We start from the raw sequence: 18,260 nt of genomic DNA on the forward strand, positions 1-18,260 counted from the left end.
TGATTATACTAATTTACGGCGAGTGATTCGATCAATATTATCAAGCATCATACCTGTTCCTATTGCTACGCAATCCATTGGATTTTCTGCGATTAATACAGGTACCTTTAGTTCTTCAGCCAATAACATGTCCATGCCGTGAAGCAGGGCTCCGCCGCCTGTTAGAATTACTCCGCGATCAATAATATCAGCGGATAGTTCTGGAGGTGTTTGCTCCAACACAGATTTTGCTGCATGAACAATGACATGAATGGACTCACGTAATGCTTCTTCGATTTCTTCTGAACCAACTGTGATGGTTTTTGGTAGTCCCGTCACCATATCACGTCCGCGAATATCAATAGTTTCATTACGGGAACCTTTAAAAACGGTCGCAACTTTCACTTTTATATCTTCAGCTGTACGCTCTCCGATTAAAAGCTTGTATGTACGTTTGATGTAATTTAGAATCTCGGCATCAAATTTGTCACCAGCCATTTTTATGGATGCTGATGTAACGATATCGCCCATTGATAATACGGCAATATCAGTTGTGCCTCCGCCGATATCGATGACCATGTTACCGCTTGGTTGGAAGATGTCCATACCTGCGCCGATTGCCGCTACCTTTGGCTCTTCCTCAAGGTAAATCTTTTTGCCGCCACTTTTCTCTGCTGCTTCACGAATCGCTTTTTGTTCAACGCTTGTAATATTAGTTGGACAGCAAATCAAGATACGTGGTTTTGATAAGAATCCTTTTACGTCCAATTTGTTAATGAAGTATTTTAACATGGATTCCGTTACATCAAAGTCAGCAATCACTCCATCTTTAAGCGGTCGAATGGCAACAATATGTCCTGGAGTACGGCCAACCATACGGCGTGCTTCTTCTCCAACAGCTAATACACGATTAGTATTCTTATCCAAGGCTACGACAGATGGCTCATTCAGCACAATTCCTTTACCCTTTACATAAATGAGTACATTTGCAGTACCTAAATCGATTCCAATATCTCTCGAAAACATAACCTAATTATCCTCCTCAAGGAACTCTACAATTCCTTCTACTGTACTAATTAAAAATTTTATCATATTTTGTAGAACAAAAGGAACTATATTACCAAAAAATCTGCCATATTCAGGAACAGTGTAGGGAATATGACTCAAATTAAAAAGGCCGTTGATTTCCTCCGGCCCCTTCCTCCTGTTATTCAATTACTGAACCGGCTCTTCCTCTGTTTTTTTATACTTCTGCTTGGTTGCTTCTCCGCCTCTTAAATGCCTGATTGATTTATGATAATCAAGTATTTCCTTAACCTCATTAGCCAATTCCGGATTTATATCTGGCAGTCGTTCAGTTAGATCTTTATGGACAGTACTTTTGGATACACCAAACTCCTTCGCGATTACGCGAACTGTTTTTCTCGTTTCCACGATATACTTTCCAATCTTGATAGTTCTTTCTTTGATGTAATCGTGCAATTCCCTCGCCCTCCCTATTTTTTTGAGAAGTACGAGATGTTGATTCGCTGTATTGCAGCCTTTAGTATGTATTTTTATGAATGAGTAATTCATTGTCTTGGATTCCTGATAGATTTAACGAGTCTTCACCTCTTGCATTCTCTATGTGTCAGGTTTGTAAAAGTTTATTAGCTTGGTTCCACTTTTATGCACAAAACATGCAATAAGGACAAGACTTCTTTGGTTTTCGTGCCATTTAAGCCTATTCGACAACTTTTTTTCCTGCACTATTTCCCGAGAAATAACAGGCAATACGTCGAAAAAAATGCCTCCAGACAATAGAGCCTGAAGGCATTTTCTTTATTCGTTACCTGGTTCTTGATTTGGATCGGACTCTTGATTCTCATTTGAGTCCTCAGATGTTTCATTACCTGCATCATCTTGATTTTCAGTTGTTTCTTCTTTTTCTTGATCAGCTGAATCTTTAGCCTTTGTATCGGCTTCCTTTTTCTCAGCTTTCAAAGAACTGATTGGTTTATCAAGATACTCTAACGGGTTGACAGCAACATTATCTTTTCTCACTTCGAAATGGACATGGGTGCCAGCTTCTTCATTAATAGCACTTGTTCCGCCTTTGGCAAAGGTTTCACCTTGTTTAAGGTTGTCTCCCTCTTTTACTTTAATATCCTTAATGGAGGAATAATGAGTTTCTATCCCTTTATCGTGCTCAACAACAACTAAGTTACCGAGTAATGCATCTTCCTGCACACTTTTCACTTTTCCGCTCATAGAAGCCGTAACATCAAAGCCTTTTCCATCCTTCATGGCATAGTCGATTCCTGTGTTAGGCTGATACGTATTATTATAGACAACAAGGGATGCTTCCTGTTGCTTTGTATCTCCATCCACATCATAAAATTCCTTTTTAATGACAGCAGACTCTGCCTCGCTCATTGGAATTGTGAAGGTTTCCAGCGAATTGTTCACTTCAATAGATGGCTCATTATTTTCAGACGTAATGTTTTGTTTGTTCTCAGATGGATCTTGCGTAAATTCATTATCGCTTGCTTGATAAACTAAAATACCTGTCAAAAGGACCGCTGCACTAAAAATATAAACTGCCGGCAAAAACCAACGCTTTTTCATTATACTTTTTACTTTTGACTGAGAAGATCGTTTATTTTCTTCCTCTCTCATTTTCATCACCTCTGTCATCATTCTGAACACTTTTCAGAAAATATATACATGGGCGGTGAAAAAATTTATATCTTTTGTAAAACAAGCTGAAATTATGCATGAAATAATTTATTTATAAGAAGAAAATAAAAAAGAGCCTATACAAAGGCTCTGGTCAGTTCACTTCTTCGCTGTATACGTAGGCAGGTAGGCTGTTGCCTGTGATATTTTTACGTCTTTATAATAGTAGGAGATGATATCCTTATAGGATTTACCTGACTGTGCCATTCCGTTCGCTCCATACTGACTCATTCCTACTCCATGACCGTAGCCCTTTGTCGTGATTACAACTTGGTCGCCCTTTTTGTACCAGGAGAAATCACTTGATTTAAGGCCAAGCTGCTCTCTTACCTTTTTACCAGTGAGACGTTTACCGCCTATCTCGATTTCTCCAATTCGATTTCCTTCTGTTCGGCTAATTATCTTGCCAACATCCTCTTTGCTCGCAACCTTCACATTTAGGAGACGTTCAAACTCTGATAACGATATCGTTGTTTCGCTTAAATATTTTGGGGATTTCTCATCCCAGGGACTGGCCACACTGCGCAGGTATGGAAGTGCATTCGGCCAGTAATCTTCTGAGTTCTCGGTGTATCCATTGCTGGTTGAGAAAAAAGATGGAGTAATTAATTCTTCCTTATAGGTTAAAAGCTGCCCTTTCGTTGCGGAAACGGCCTCTTTAATCTTTTGCATATTCGTTTGATATTTATTTCCCCAGGCAGCTTTTAACTCTTTATCATTTAAATAGACCTGATCATTCACAGTATCCGTTATATCGGCACCCTTTGGAATTTCCTTCTTCGTTGTGGCTGTAAGTGCCTTTACGATAAACGTTCTGGCTGTCAGGGCTTGTGCCTTTAATGCCTCTAACTCGAAATTAGCAGGCATTTCAGCGGCAACTACACCAGCTACGTATTCCTCCAAATCTACAGCCTCCACCGTCTTTTGAGTGTTTCTGTACACTTGGATGGTTGTTTGTATCTCGGCCTTTTTCTCCGGCTGCTGTTTCGGTTCCCTTAACACGTGCTGCTCAGCCTCTGCTTCATCATCATTAAAAGGTGCGACCAGGAGTGTGGGAATCATAATAGTAACGGCTGCAACAAGACTAATAGCAAAAATAATCGGTTTCCAATGCTTCATATAGTAGTCTCCCCTCTATTCAGTTAACTGTCCAACACTTCATATGTATGAATTCTCTTATATGAATATGTCTATAAATAGTTAAGAGGGGCAAACTATTTATTAGGAATGATTCTTCTTTTTCTTTTCATAGTTTCTGTAAAGACTAAATAAAATATATAGAATGATTCCAAACAATAAAACATCAAATAAAATCTTAGCTACCTTAAAGATTAAAACCGCTAAGCAAACAATTAAAATAAGTTTTATTATGGTCGATACGCTTATGTCTTTCAAACTAAAAATCTCATTTCCTTTATTTTATCAATTATAGTCTATTGAAATTTCAGATTATTTAGTGAGTTACCCCCAGAAGTGATGGAATTGTGTATAAAGTTGTGGATAACTAGTGAACGACCAATATTTTTAATAAAATCTTTAAAAAAACTTGAAAAATAAAGGTTTGAAATGTTGGAGAGCTATTTTCACACCCATATATGTGGATAAGGCTGTTGATAACCCTGTTACAATTGTGAATAACTTGTTGTTAATTTGTTTATACACCTGTGGGTAACTCTATATACGTTGATATTTATATAAAGGTAACCAATAAATTGTCCACCGTTTTTCGTGAAAACGAAAAAGCCAGACATTTCTGTCTGGCTTTCAACGCACTAAAATTTACGCGTTTTCCGCAATAACTGTAGATTCTTCCTGCTCAGAGGATTCATTAATACGCTCGATATCTGCACCAAGCGCAGCAAGTTTACCATGGAAATTCACATATCCACGATCCAAGTGCTTAAGCTCTGTTACCCGAGTGACACCGTCAGCAACAAGTCCGGATAAAATCAAGGCTGCTGCTGCGCGCAGATCTGTAGCTGCTACTTCAGCTCCCTGAAGGTTTGCTTCTCCAGAAATTATAACAGAACGGCCATCAATTTTAATATCAGCGTTCATGCGACGGAATTCTTCTACATGCATAAAGCGGTTTTCGAAGACCGTTTCAGTAATCATGCTTATTCCATTGGCACGTAACAACAATGCCATCATTTGAGATTGCATATCAGTCGGGAACCCTGGATGCGGCATTGTTTTAATATCTACTGCTTTCATGCTATCTGACCCAATTACACGCAGGCCATCTTTCTCTTCTTTGATTGTAACACCCATCTCTTCCATTTTAGCCACAAGAGAGGATAAGTGCTCCATTACTGCACCTTGCACCAATACATTTCCGCCTGTAATTGCAGCAGCAACCATGAAAGTTCCAGCTTCAATACGGTCAGGAATAATGTAATGTTCAGTACCATATAGCTTTTCTACACCCTCAATACGGATTGTAGCTGTTCCTGCACCCTTAACCTTTGCACCCATTTTATTCAAATAGTTAGCCAGGTCCACAATTTCAGGTTCTTTTGCACAGTTATCTAATACAGTGACACCATCTGCCAATGCAGCAGCCATCATGATGTTTTCAGTAGCTCCTACACTTGGGAAATCCAAATAGATTTTTGCACCTTTAAGACGACCATCAACCTCAGCTTCGATAAAACCGTTGCCGACTCTCACTTTAGCGCCCATTGCTTCAAACCCTTTTAGATGCTGATCAATTGGACGTGAACCAATTGCACAGCCGCCAGGTAAAGCGACGCGAGCTTTTCCGTTTCTAGCCAATAAAGATCCCATTACAAGGACTGAAGCACGCATTTTACGAACGTATTCGAACGGCGCTTCTTCTGCTAATGGCTTTGAGGCATCCACTGTTACAGTATTATTGCTAAAAGTGACTTCTGTATTTAAATTTCGGATTACTTCATTAATTGTATATACATCGGATAGCTCCGGAACGTCTTTAAGAACGCTTTTTCCTTCACTTGCTAATAATGTTGCAGCTAATACAGGTAAAACGGCGTTTTTTGCACCCTCTACACGAACTGTACCTTCTAACCTGTTTCCGCCGCGGACAATGATTTTTTCCAAAGTTATTCCCCTCCGCGTTCAATATCTCTATATTAGTATTCAAATGCTATTATCGGTGTGCCAATGGTAAACTGTGTCCCACTGTTCTTTTGATCCTCTCTGATATCTCGAAAGGCCAGTTGGAGGTTCATTCCATTGGTCATCATATTCTTAAATTGATTGCTTTTTGCAGCAACAGAAATAAAATTACTTTCTATTGCACTTTCCATTGACTTAGCTTCATATTCATTCATCCAGTTTTTTAGTAGAACCTTATCCATATTAGCACCGGTTATCCCTTTGATACAAGAGAAATAGTGAGGGGGGTCCTTAAACATGACCTTTGTCCCATTTTTTAGCCAGTTTTGGATAAAATCAACTTGTCCACGTGTCCACTCAGTCCCTTCTATACTCGTAATTAGAACTGTTTTTTGTGAATCACTGGACATGATTTTAATCTTCGAGGTAATATTCAACTTTTCATTCAGATATGTACCAACCAATGTTTTTCCGTTGCTGCTGGAATCTTCGCTCCAAACATAATTGGTATATTCAGTCTGTATGTCAGCCGCCACTTCAGAAAATTGATTATCAACACTTGCTCGGGCCAAAACAATCCAATCCGTTATTTCTGCTGCTGGATCGACACGCTTTATACCCTCAGCAATCATTAGCAAGTCGCTTTTAGCCAATGCTTCTGTCGTTTTATTCCCCACATATAAAATCATCAAACCAACAATTATTGAAAGAATCACTTTTTTCATGTATGCCACTCTCCCCTATTGCCTTAGTTTTACCTTAGGGAATCATATGCATACGGAAATCCGTTCGTCACTTTCTGACAGCATCGGTTAATTAAAGAGATTCGTTAATTGCTGAGCATAACTCCAGTAATCAAGAAAAAATCCGCTGACTGCTGAACCGATGGTAATGGTCAGCAATATATACAGCACTCTTGCCTGAAATACTCTTCCTGCTCTCAGCAGCTTATCAAAGTGCAGCGCTTGTAATGCCCACCATGTAACAGCTATAAAAAACAAATGACTCACAATACTGAGCAAAGCTTGCATTCCGAATGAATTCATGGTCTTTTTTCCTTTCAAAACTAAAGATATACGAATTCAGTGTACCATATTTAAAAGGACCGTTCCTCTTTTTCTACAAATTATCGACATTTTCTAACAAAAAGAATCTAAATCGTATGAAATAAACGGATTCTATCAAATAATGTAATAAACAGACATATTTAGGCACGCATAATATTATTTTACAACATAACACCTGTTAATAGCTAGATTCACTTCTTCACAATTTAATGGTAATTATTAAGTTTTCTTTACAAAGAAAACAAATAAAAAGCCAGGAGGTATTTTCCCTCCTGGTCATGTAAATTTATTTTAACATTTGATATATATCCGTGAAGTTCTGATGGAAGAAATCGAGCAAATAATGAGGGAATAATCCGAACAGGATCGATCCCACAGCACAAATTCCGATTACATAGTGGATGACTGATATTTTCATCTTACCTTTTGTTTCTTCTTCCGTCCTCATAAAGAGATGGACAATGATGTTGAAGTAATAGAGATAGGAAATTACGGTAGTCACCAGCATGATTGCTGCCAGTATATAATGGCCTTGTTCCTTCGCAAAAAGGTTCATGAAAATATTCAGCTTTGCAATGAATCCTGCCGTACCAGGAATTCCTGCCATGGAGAGAATGAAAATACACATGGAAACCGCCAAAAATGGTGATTTTTTATACAGGCCGGCCATCATATATTGATCCTCGTCCCCAATCTTCCTATCTTCTGCTATGAATTGGATGACGGCAAAGGCCCCGGTCATCATTAGGATGTATGCAGCAAAATAGTACCAAATCGATTCAATCGTATATTCTCCAAAGGCTGTAACCGCAGCAAGCAAATATCCTGCATGGGCAATGCTTGAATAAGCAAGCATTCGTTTCAGATTCTTTTGCCTTAATGCAATTAGATTTCCGGCAATCATCGTTATACTAGCCAGGACAGCCAGATAGTTTTGATTGGCCGTAAAAATCGATAGGAATCCGATATCATCCATTGTTGCTGTTAAAAACACGGTAACAACGATACGAAGTAAAAGCGCAAAGCCTGCTGCTTTTGAAACAATACTCAAGAAGGCAGTCACCGGCGTCGGCGATCCTTCATATACATCAGGTGCCCACATATGGAAAGGCACGGTTGCCAGCTTGAAGGATATCCCGATTACGAAAATAAAGAAGGATAGTCCAGCAATATATTGAAGCTGCGAGTTTTCTTGGGTGGCAAATATAGTTCCAATTTCGAATATATTCGTCGTCCCGCTCACGCCGTACATATAACTCAGTGCAAACAGGATGATGGCTGTCGAGATTCCCCCATTGACCACATATTTCATTGAAGCTTCAGCTGATTTTCGGTTATTTTTCTGCATTCCAGCCAGAATATAGGATGAAACGGACAAAAGCTCTAGCCCCACAAACAATGTAATCAAATCTCCGCTTGATGTCATGATCATGGCACCTAATAAAGCAGTTAGAAGTAAATAATAAAATTCTGCCTGATACGGCTCCATCCCAGCTCTCGGTTTATGTACCACAGCCAGCACCATGACAAAGGCTAATCCAATCAAAAGTATAAGCTTAAATGCTTTGGCAAAGGCGTCCAATCGGAATGTATCATACAAAATCGAGCCAGCCTCCAATGGGAATAAGCCAATTAAAGAAATGATGGCAAGCCCGATACTACCAAAAGCAAACCAGCCAAGTACCTTTCTTCCAAATTGTTTAGGCATGCATAAATCCAATATAGAGAGGATGATCGCTGCACCAAGGATTATAAATTCAGGTATCATTAAATTCCAGTTCATCGACAGTAATGTTTCCATATCCATATCTTAGTCACCCCCTATCCCTGTCATCATGTCAGCAATTTCAGCCTGAAGCGGTCCTTCCAGGATGGCAGGGCAGACGCCAATCAAAATAATAAAACCAAGTAATACAAATGCCAGTACCGCTTCGTTCGGTTTTAAGTCGGCGATGGATAACTCGTTCTTGGGCGCTCCAAATGTCATATTTAGAACGGCACGCAGCACGTAAACAGCAGTCAATACAATTCCTAACGTACCAATGGCAGCAAGGATTGGTTCGGTCTTAAACAATCCCATGAACGCCATGAATTCACTGATAAAACCGGACATCCCCGGCAAACCGAGTGAAGCCATCCCTCCTGCCAGTAAAATCCCCGAGAAAACCGGAATAGATTTAGCCAATCCACCAAGTTCTTTAAGATTTGTAGTTCCGACTCTTTCATAAAGAAAGCCAACCAGTAAAAAAAGCAAGGCGGCGATCAAGCCATGAGATACAACCTGAAATAAAGCACCCTGAATTCCTGCTGTATTTAATGCCCCCAGTCCCATAAGGACAATTCCCATATGAGAGATTGAGGAATAGGCCAGCACGAGCTTGAAATCCGTTTGTTGCAAAGCAAGCCAAGCACCATATAGGAAATTAATGACGCCAAGCAAAGCAATCCAAAAGGCCATCTCTTTAAACTCACCTGGGAACAATCCCATTCCAAATCTGATTAACCCATAAGCACCAATCTTCAGTAATACTCCGGCATGCAGCATAACAATTGCTGGAGGCGCCTGTACATGGACTCGCAGCATCCAGGAATGGAACGGAAAAATCGGCAGCTTGATTCCAAAAGCGATGACAATCCCCGTAAAGAGGATATATTTCAATTCTGTACTGATTGGAGCTAGAAGCGTCTGCCCGCCAACTGATAAGATTTGCCCCAATATCTCAATATTGGCTGTGCCGGTTCTCGCAAAAAGTACCATGATGACAAACAAGAGGATACAAGAGCCTAAGCCGTTATAAATCAAGAAGCTAAATGCGGCTTTTTCTTTGTCGAAATAACCCCATTTCCCAATCAAGAAGAACATGGCCACCAAGGTAACCTCAAAGAAGAGGAAGAATAAAATCAGATTCTGAGATAGGAAGACACCCAGCATACCAACCTCTAATAAGAGAAGAAGAATAAAATAGCCCTTCCATTCTTTTTTTATCTGAAGAACAGAGGCTAGTGCTGCCAATGTTGATAAAATCGCTGTAAGAATTACCATCACAAGGGAGATTCCGTTCAGGCTCAGTTCAAAGGGTATGGCATATAATTGACTTTGCCTAACTCCCCCGCCTCCTAATTGAAACCACTTATGAAAAACCGAAAACACCGTAAATTTCGTTCCAGATAGATATTCACTATATAGGTAGATTGTAAGAATCAATGGTGGAATGGTTCCCAATATACCTAATCGTTTCAGTGCGTTTTCATTGTTTTTCGAAACAAACATTAATCCAGCTATCCCTAGCAAAGGGGAGAAAACGAGCAAACTAAGAATATATGGGTTCATCTGACATACCCTCCTGTCCATGCAAAGATCACAAGTACGGCAGCCAGGCCAATCAGAGCAATCGTCCCATATATCTGCATTTGGCCATTATGCGCATTGGCACCTTTAGTAGCGCTAAAATTGATCAAGTAAGAAACAGATGACACAATTCCCTGCAGGATATATTTTTCAACCCAGGAGAGAATCATTCCGAAGCCCTTCACCATCCGCACAATTGTAAACTCGTAAAATTCATCGACATAAAATTTATTCGCCAGCATTTGATAAAGCGGTCCTGGAACTTCCTTTTCCACACCGACACTTTTCCTTTTACCATAAATCAGCCAGGCGGTGCCGCTTCCAATTAAAAAGGCTAGTGTAGCCACAATAGGAATCCAAATTGGTCCCTCTATATGTACATGGCCCAGATATCGGTTGCCTTCAGCCAGCCAATCTCCAAGAAAAGTTCCAAACCACGGGGTGTTAACATAGCCTGCAAAGATAGAAAGTACAGCAAGTATCATCATCGGAGCTGTCATGGAACCAGGTGATTCCTGCACATCCTTTGTTTCATTACGTGATGGTCCCCAAAATACGATAAAGAACAGGCGGAACATATAAAAAGCCGTCAAAATGGATGTTAGTAATGCAACTATAAATAGGACGATATGGCCGCTCTCCCAAACAGATACAATAATCTCATCCTTACTAAAGAATCCTGATAGGAGTGGAAATCCGGTTAAGGCCAATGTCCCGATTAAAAACAATGGACCAGTTCGCCGTAATTTTTTCCACAAGCCACCCATCTCGTCGATATTTTGAGTATGAACAGCATGGATGACACTGCCGGCTGCCAGGAACAATAGTGCTTTAAAAAATGCATGAGTCGTTAAATGGAATACACCGGCCACATAGCCTGCTGTCCCAAGTGCAAGCATCATATAGCCGAGCTGGCTGACCGTCGAGTATGCCAAAATCCGTTTAATATCCTTTTGGACTGTGGCAATAGCAGCTGCAAAGATGGCTGTAAACGCACCAACAATCGCTACAGTCAGCATGGCTGTTTCACTCGCTGCAAACAGAGGAAACATCGTTGCGACTAAATAGACGCCGGCTGCCACCATGGTAGCGGCATGGATTAATGCCGATACAGGAGTCGGGCCTTCCATCGCGTCTGGAAGCCATGTATGTAATGGAAACTGGCCAGATTTCCCGATAGCGCCAATAAAAATCAACAGCGCAGTGGCTGTAATCCAGCCTGAAGTCAGGACTCCATTTTCTACAGCTGAGAAAATCGCTTCATACTCAAAGCTGCCTGTTTTCCAGAATAAGAGGATAATGCCGATTAAAAGTCCGATATCTCCAATTCTGGTCATAATAAACGCTTTTTTAGCTGCGCGCCTGGCAGCATCCTTGTAAAAATAAAACCCAATCAACAGGAATGATCCCAATCCGACCAATTCCCAAAAGATATAGAGCTGCAGGAGATTCGGCGAAACCACCAAACCCAGCATGGCAAACGTGAACAGCCCCAAATATGCAAAGAAAATGGGCACTCTTCCATCGCCTTGCATATACCCAATTGAATAAATATGTACCAGTAAGCTTACAAGTGAAACAATCACCAGCATCAACGCATTTAATTGATTTACCTCTACCCCCATTGTCACTTGGTTCTCACCAATTCTTAGCCAACCCACTACAGAGCGATAGTCAGGTGATTGAAGGCGGCCAATGAGAACCAGCAGGGAGAAAAGGAAAGTAAGTAACGTGAAGCCAATCCCTATGTATGCACTCGAAGCCTTCAGCCTCTTTCCAACCACAAGCAGAAGCACAAATGACAGGAGCGGGAAAAGAGGAATGACCCATACAAGCTTCATCATATAAACATTTCCCCTTATGATTGAAGAGAAGCAGTTCCCCTCTTCAATTCGTGTTATCCATTGACGTTAATTTTTCAATGTGTCCATTTCATCTATATTGACAGTCTTTCGATTCCGATAAAGTGAAAATAAAATTGCGAGTCCTACTGCAGCCTCAGCAGCTGCTACTGCAATCGCAAACAAAGCAAATACCTGCCCGGTTATGGCAGGGGCCGGTCCAAGCTTACTGAAAGCTACTAGATTGATATTCACGGCATTTAGCATTAATTCAATCGATACGAGGACAATAATTATATTTCGCTTTGTCAGAGCACCATAAAGCCCAATACAGAATAGTGTCAACGCTAGTGTTAAATAGGCAGGAAGCGGAACTGAAGTCATTTCTCCTCCCCCTCCTTCTGATCATCTTTTTTCGCCAATACGACGGCACCTACCAAGGCAACCAGCAGCAATACGGATACAAGCTCAAATGGAATCACAAATTTCGTATAAATAGCAATCCCAATTTTCTCTGTATTATTTAAATGCAGAGTACTCGATTGGCTGACCAGATCTGTCTCGCCACCTGCTGTATTGACAGTCTCTGCAAAGTTTAAATTGTAGATGCCTGCATAGACTGCACCTGCAAAGCCCAAAACTCCTATTAGGACAAAGGCTTTCCTCCACATGCTTGCCTTTGTTACACTTGGGTCGCGGTGATTGGTCAGCATAATTCCAAAAAGCATAATGATTGTGATTGCTCCAGAATAAATCATGATTTGGACTACTGCCACAAACTCTGCTGACAGTAACACATAGATTCCGGCAATGCTGATAAAGGTAAACACAAGTGACACCATCATATGCATGACCTTGGTTAGATGGATCATCAGCACAGCGCCGCAGATTGCTATTAATCCCAGCACAATGAATGCTGTCATTTCTCCACTCATTATTGATTCACCTTTCGAATATTTTCGTCATTTTCATCAAGCCACTCCAGATTCTTAAATAACTCATCCCGGCTATACTCCGCCAGTTCAAAATTATTCGTCATTACAATGGCTTCAGTTGGACAAACCTCTGTACATAAATCACATAGTATACAAATCTCAAAATTTATATCATAGGTATCGATAATTTTGCCTTTTTTAGTAGAGTCAGGGTGTTTTTTACCTGTCAGATGAATACAATCTGTTGGACAAATATTCATACATTGGTTACATACAATGCATTTTTCGGGATAAAATTTTTGAATGCCGCGGAAACGGTCGGGTACCATAATCGACTCATTTGGATAATCGTAGGTCACTTTTTCACGAGATAAATTCTTCAGTGTGTACTTCAGTCCCTTAGCTAAACCGAACATTTTTCTCCCTCCCTCTATTACTCTCTCTATCTTAGGCTATTATTTTTATGAGTAATGCTGTTACAAAGATATTTAGTAAGGCAACCGGTAATAACACCTTCCAGCCAAACTCCATTAAATGATCTGCTCGTAAACGTGGGAACGTCACACGAATCCAAACTAGGAAAAACGTGACCGCAAACCATTTCAAGCTGAACCAAACGGCACCTGGAATCCAATCCAGGAACGGGATAGGCTGCCACCCTCCAAAAAACAAGATTACAGTCAATGTGGCCATCGCAAACATGTACACATACTCTGAAAGCATAAAGAATGCCCATCTAAAACCCGAATATTCAACATGAAATCCTGCTACCAGCTCCGATTCAGCCTCGGATAAATCAAAAGGAACGCGATTTAATTCCGCTACTGCCGCTATCAGAAAGACAACAAACGCAATTGGCTGGCGGATAATATTCCAAACACCTGCCTGGGATTCTACAATATCATTTAAATTTAAGCTGCCTGTTAAGAGAACAATCCCAATCACAGACATGACGAGCGGAACCTCATAGGAAATCATTTGTGCACCTGCACGCATCCCGCCCATTAAGGAATATTTATTATTGGAAGCCCATCCTGCTGCCAATATCCCAACTGTACTAACCCCTGACACTGCAATATAATAGAGCAACCCTACACCCAAATCCGCAAATTGCAGAGCTTCTGTGAATGGCAATGTAGCTACAACAACCATCGCAGGTGCAAACGCAATAAAGGGAGCCAATTTAAACAATGGTTTATCAGCCTGATCCGGAATCGTATCTTCCTTAAGTAGCAATTTGAGGACATCTGCAACTGTCTGGAGTAAGCCCCATTTCCCTCCAAGCTGATTGGGTCCATGGCGCAGCTGCATATACCCCATAACCTTTCGCTCTGCTAAAATGGCAAATGTCACGAATCCCAGTATGACGAACATGAGTACAATTGCCGAACCAGCAAAGACTGCAAATGAACTCCAGCTCGGAGTTGAGGTAAGTAAATTTTGAATCATTACCCATCAACCTCCCCAAGGACAATATCAATTGCACCCAATATTGCAACCAGATTGGCGATATTTTCTCCCTTTAATAACTTCGGCAAAATTTGCAGGTTGTAAAAAGACGGGCGCCTGAATTTAAGACGGTACGGCTCTTTTTTTCCCTCGCTCGCTATGTAACAACCGATTTCTCCTCTTGGTGATTCAATTCGGACGTACCCTTCCCCTTTTGGCGGCTTTATTATTTTTGGAACCTTAGCCATAACAGGCCCATCAGAAGGAAATTGTTCAATACATTGTTCAAGAATCTTTAAGGATTCTTCGATTTCATCCAGACGAATTTCATATCTGGATAACACATCCCCTGTTTCACGTGTAACTATTTTAAAATCAAAACGGTCATAAATCGAATAAGGAGCCGTTTTTCGTAAGTCCTGTTTCACACCTGTGCATCTTAAATTTGGACCGCTTAATGAATAGGCAATCGCTTCTTCAGCGGAGTAAATTCCTATACCCTTCACCCGTGTCAAAAAGATCTCATTTCCGCTTACCAGTTGACGGTATCCCTGCAGCTGTTCACGCATATATGGAATAAATTCAGCCACCTTTTGAATCCATCCATCCGGTGCATCCCATTTCACACCACCAACACGCATATAATTAAATGTCAGTCGGGCACCAGATAGCTCATTCAGGAAATTAAGAATCATTTCCCTTTCCCTGAATGCATAGATAAATGGACTGGTCGCTCCCAAATCCAGCACGAATGTCCCCCATGCCACAAGATGGCTCGATATCCGCCCCAGTTCCATGGCCATAACCCTTAAATACTCAGCCCGGTCCGGCACTTCAATCTTCATCATTGTTTCGACCGCATGGCAGAGCACATAGTTATTGGTCATGGCAGATAAATAATCAAGCCGGTCGGTGTAGGGAATAATTTGAGTGTATTGCAGGTTCTCCGCCAGCTTTTCCGTTCCTCTATGTAAATAGCCAATAACCGGTTTTGCCTCGGTAATGATTTCTCCATCAATTTTAACGACAATCCGCAGAACACCATGTGTACTTGGATGCTGCGGCCCTACATTCAAAAGCATTTCTTCCGTTCGAATCATGCCCTCCTACACCTCCACATCATCATACTGCTCATAATCCTTGCGCAGTGGATGACCAACCCAGTCTTCCCCGAGTAGTATTCGCTCTAAGTTCGGATGGCCTGTAAACGTTATGCCCAGCAAATCATATATTTCTGACTCTGCCCAATTTGCACCTATCCATAACGGAACGACAGATTCCAGCTCTGGCTGCTCTCGATCCACCTTGACCTTAATGACAATTTCACGCTGATATGGAAATGAATACAAATATAAATATACCTCGAAATGGGTGACAAAGTCTGTTCCGTGAATCTCAGATAAATAATTAAACTTCAGTTGCTCATTTTTTCGTAAAAATTCGAGAGTTCGATAGTATGCTTCCTTTTTTAAAACAATCGTTGGTACATCCTTAGAAAGCCTATTAATATAGGCATCTTCCAAAATTTCAGGTCCAATATTGGTTTCTAGTATCGTTCGATAGGTATCAAGCAGGGATTGATTTGGAGATGGCGCTTCTTCGGATGCAGGTGCGGATGTTTTTTCGGCAAGTTTTGATTTCGCCTTGGCTGCTGCCGCGGCTTTTGCCTTTGCTACTGCAATTGCTTTGGCTTTGGCTTTTTCTGTTTCTTCTTGTGGTGTGGCAGATTCGGATTGCGCTTCTCCCTCTGTTCGTTTTTGCTTCGCCAATGCAGCTGCCTTTGCCTTGGCTGCGGCTGCCGCTTTTGCTTTCGCGAGGGCGATGGCTTTTTCTTTTTCTGTTTCCTCTGGCGATGTGGTGGTTTCAGAGTTTGCTTCTTCCTCTGTTCGTTTTTGCTTCGCTATTGCGGCCGCCTTTGCCTTGGCCGCTGCTGCTGCTTTTGCTTTCGCGAGGGTGATCGCTTTTTCTTTTTCTGTTTCCTCTGGCGGTGTGGTGGATTCAGAGTTTGCTTCTCCCTCTGTCCGTTTTTGCTTCGCTAATGCAGCTGCCTTTGCCTTGGCTGCGGCTGCCGCTTTTGCTTTCGCGAGGGCGATGGCTTTTTCTTTTTCTGTTTCCTCTGGCGGTGTGGCGTTCTCGGAGTTTGCTTCTCCCTCTATTCGTTTTTGCTTCGCTATTGCGGCTGCTTTTGCCTTGGCTGCGGCTGCCGCTTTTGCTTTCGCGAGAGCGATGGCTTTTTCTTTTTCTGTTTCCTCTGGCGGTGTGGCGTTCTCGGAGTTTGCTTCTCCCTCTATTCGTTTTTGCTTCGCTATTGCGGCTGCTTTTGCCTTGGCTGCGGCTGCTGCTTTTGCTTTCGCGAGGGCGATGGCTTTTTCTTTTTCTGTTTCCTCTGGCGGTGTGGTGGACTCAGAGTTTGCTTCTCCCTCTGTCCGTTTTTGCTTCGCTATTGCAGCTGCCTTTGCCTTGGCCGCGGCTGCCGCTTTTGCTTTCGCGAGAGCGATATCATCTTTATCTTGATGAGGATCTGCTTTAGGTGATTGCTCGGAGGATTGCTTTTCAGCAAGCTTTTGTTTGGCTGCTTCCTTCGCCTTTTCTGCTGCCTCTTTCTTTTGCTGGGATAAGTCTTTTTCGCTCAACTACAACACCTTCTTCCCAGTTTTCGCCTCATATTTAATCTTTTCCTTCAATTTATTGATTCCATATATGAGAGCTGCAGGATTGGGAGGACATCCTGGTATATAGACATCAACCGGCACTATTTGGTCGACTCCCTTCACTACACTATAGGAGCGCACATATGGACCTCCTGCGGTAGCACAGGAACCCATCGCGATGACCCACTTCGGTTCAGGCATTTGGTCATACAGTCTTCTTAAAATAGGAGCCATTTTCTTTGTCACAGTCCCTGAAACAATCATGACGTCTGATTGACGTGGAGATGTACGAAAAAAGGAACCAAATCGATCAACATCATAATGCGAGGAACCAACAGCCATCATTTCAATAGCACAGCATGCCAGTCCAAATGTAAGTGGCCATAGGGAATTTCCTCTCGCCCATCCCTTTACCTGTTCCAGTGTTGCCAAAAATATCGTACGTTGCAGTTCATCCTTCTCCCTTGGAGAGAGCTCTTCCAATTTTAATTCCATTTCAGCACCTTCTTTTTCCAGGCATAAAGTAATCCAAGTACAAGCATCAACACAAAAATCAGCATTTCAATTAATGCAAATACGCCTAATTTTTCATAGGCTACCGCCCATGGATAAAGAAATACGGTCTCTACATCAAATAAAACAAACAGCAAGGCAAAGATATAATAACGTACATTAAATTGAACCCTTGAATCATGAAAGGGCTCCAAGCCACTTTCGTAGGTTGTACCTTTTGCGTCGGTAGGTTTGTGAGGTCTTAATAACTTCCCTAAAGACAATGCTACAATTGGAAGCAATATTCCAAGGCATAAAAAAACCAGAACGATTATATAATTGTTCTGATACCAATGTAGTGATGCCAATCTCATCCCCCCATTTTCCCCACTAAAATTTTCTAAATATTCAATATGTAACCGTATACATTATAACATTCTGATATATACGTGTCGATATGATATGGTGATTTTGGTCATACCACTTTTATCTCAATTTTATTGGATAGGTGGGGATGATAGGTGACTCATAGGTAGTTGATAGCAGAGCTTTCTACGACCTTTCACACACCTTTGACCGACCTTTACCCCGGTATAGGTGGGGTATAGGTGCCTGATAGGTACCCCAGAGCTCCTTTCCCCCACCTTTCACATACCTTTGACCGACCTTTACCCCGGTAT

The 18,260-nt window shown here is 41.4% G+C and carries 18 protein-coding genes; all 18 read right to left on the reverse strand.

Going from position 1 to position 18,260, the window contains the following annotated elements:
* Positions 1-3 precede the first annotated feature (3 nt).
* The gene (locus AC4G3O_RS13050) at positions 4-1,005 is read right to left on the reverse strand and encodes a rod shape-determining protein (RefSeq protein ID WP_066103249.1); all 1,002 of its coding nucleotides are present in this window, start codon (positions 1,003-1,005) and stop codon (positions 4-6) included.
* Between the two features lie 189 nt (positions 1,006-1,194).
* A complete protein-coding gene (spoIIID, locus tag AC4G3O_RS13055; protein WP_139892089.1) occupies positions 1,195-1,461 on the reverse strand; it encodes a sporulation transcriptional regulator SpoIIID in 267 nt (88 codons plus the stop codon).
* A gap of 339 nt (positions 1,462-1,800) precedes the next feature.
* Positions 1,801-2,637 carry a stage II sporulation protein SpoIIQ gene (gene spoIIQ / locus AC4G3O_RS13060; RefSeq protein WP_066103298.1) on the reverse strand — a complete coding sequence of 279 codons (837 nt, stop codon included), beginning with the start codon at positions 2,635-2,637 and terminating at the stop codon, positions 1,801-1,803.
* 159 nt (positions 2,638-2,796) lie between these two features.
* Entirely contained in the window at positions 2,797-3,816 is a 1,020-nt protein-coding gene (spoIID, locus tag AC4G3O_RS13065; RefSeq protein WP_066103256.1) for a stage II sporulation protein D, read from the reverse strand.
* Positions 3,817-4,476: 660 nt separating this feature from the next.
* A complete protein-coding gene (gene murA / locus AC4G3O_RS13070; RefSeq protein ID WP_491136326.1) occupies positions 4,477-5,778 on the reverse strand; it encodes a UDP-N-acetylglucosamine 1-carboxyvinyltransferase in 1,302 nt (433 codons plus the stop codon).
* A 32-nt stretch (positions 5,779-5,810) separates the two neighbouring features.
* Positions 5,811-6,521, reverse strand: a complete 711-nt coding sequence (locus AC4G3O_RS13075; protein WP_066103262.1) for a YwmB family TATA-box binding protein — start codon at positions 6,519-6,521, stop codon at positions 5,811-5,813.
* A gap of 87 nt (positions 6,522-6,608) precedes the next feature.
* Complete coding sequence (locus tag AC4G3O_RS13080) at positions 6,609-6,842, reverse strand: DUF1146 family protein (RefSeq protein ID WP_066103265.1); 234 nt, start codon at positions 6,840-6,842, stop codon at positions 6,609-6,611.
* 307 nt (positions 6,843-7,149) lie between these two features.
* On the reverse strand, positions 7,150-8,670 hold the full coding sequence (gene nuoN, locus AC4G3O_RS13085; RefSeq protein WP_491136327.1) for an NADH-quinone oxidoreductase subunit NuoN: 1,521 nt from the start codon (positions 8,668-8,670) through the stop codon (positions 7,150-7,152).
* 3 nt (positions 8,671-8,673) lie between these two features.
* Positions 8,674-10,194: an NADH-quinone oxidoreductase subunit M gene (locus tag AC4G3O_RS13090; RefSeq protein ID WP_139892087.1), complete on the reverse strand. Its 1,521-nt coding sequence runs from the start codon at positions 10,192-10,194 to the stop codon at positions 8,674-8,676.
* Entirely contained in the window at positions 10,191-12,056 is a 1,866-nt protein-coding gene (gene nuoL, locus AC4G3O_RS13095; RefSeq protein ID WP_491136328.1) for an NADH-quinone oxidoreductase subunit L, read from the reverse strand. The genes AC4G3O_RS13090 and nuoL overlap by 4 nt, the downstream gene beginning before the upstream one ends.
* A 66-nt stretch (positions 12,057-12,122) precedes the next feature.
* Positions 12,123-12,437: an NADH-quinone oxidoreductase subunit NuoK gene (gene nuoK / locus AC4G3O_RS13100; RefSeq protein ID WP_066103278.1), complete on the reverse strand. Its 315-nt coding sequence runs from the start codon at positions 12,435-12,437 to the stop codon at positions 12,123-12,125.
* A complete protein-coding gene (locus tag AC4G3O_RS13105) occupies positions 12,434-12,988 on the reverse strand; it encodes an NADH-quinone oxidoreductase subunit J (protein ID WP_491136329.1) in 555 nt (184 codons plus the stop codon). The genes nuoK and AC4G3O_RS13105 overlap by 4 nt, the downstream gene beginning before the upstream one ends.
* Entirely contained in the window at positions 12,988-13,404 is a 417-nt protein-coding gene (nuoI, locus tag AC4G3O_RS13110) for an NADH-quinone oxidoreductase subunit NuoI (RefSeq protein WP_066103287.1), read from the reverse strand. Before nuoI ends, AC4G3O_RS13105 begins: the two co-directional genes overlap by 1 nt.
* A gap of 31 nt (positions 13,405-13,435) precedes the next feature.
* Positions 13,436-14,437, reverse strand: coding sequence for an NADH-quinone oxidoreductase subunit NuoH (gene nuoH / locus AC4G3O_RS13115; RefSeq protein ID WP_066103290.1), 1,002 nt, complete (start codon positions 14,435-14,437; stop codon positions 13,436-13,438).
* Entirely contained in the window at positions 14,437-15,537 is a 1,101-nt protein-coding gene (locus AC4G3O_RS13120; protein ID WP_066103293.1) for an NADH-quinone oxidoreductase subunit D, read from the reverse strand. The genes nuoH and AC4G3O_RS13120 overlap by 1 nt, the downstream gene beginning before the upstream one ends.
* Positions 15,538-15,543: 6 nt before the next feature.
* Positions 15,544-17,070: an NADH-quinone oxidoreductase subunit C gene (locus tag AC4G3O_RS13125; protein WP_491136330.1), complete on the reverse strand. Its 1,527-nt coding sequence runs from the start codon at positions 17,068-17,070 to the stop codon at positions 15,544-15,546.
* Positions 17,071-17,583 carry a NuoB/complex I 20 kDa subunit family protein gene (locus AC4G3O_RS13130; protein ID WP_066109280.1) on the reverse strand — a complete coding sequence of 171 codons (513 nt, stop codon included), beginning with the start codon at positions 17,581-17,583 and terminating at the stop codon, positions 17,071-17,073.
* Positions 17,574-17,948, reverse strand: a complete 375-nt coding sequence (locus AC4G3O_RS13135; RefSeq protein ID WP_175354321.1) for an NADH-quinone oxidoreductase subunit A — start codon at positions 17,946-17,948, stop codon at positions 17,574-17,576. The genes AC4G3O_RS13130 and AC4G3O_RS13135 overlap by 10 nt, the downstream gene beginning before the upstream one ends.
* Positions 17,949-18,260: the final 312 nt, after the last annotated feature.

This window comes from Bacillus sp. z14 (2026) (assembly GCF_058313575.1).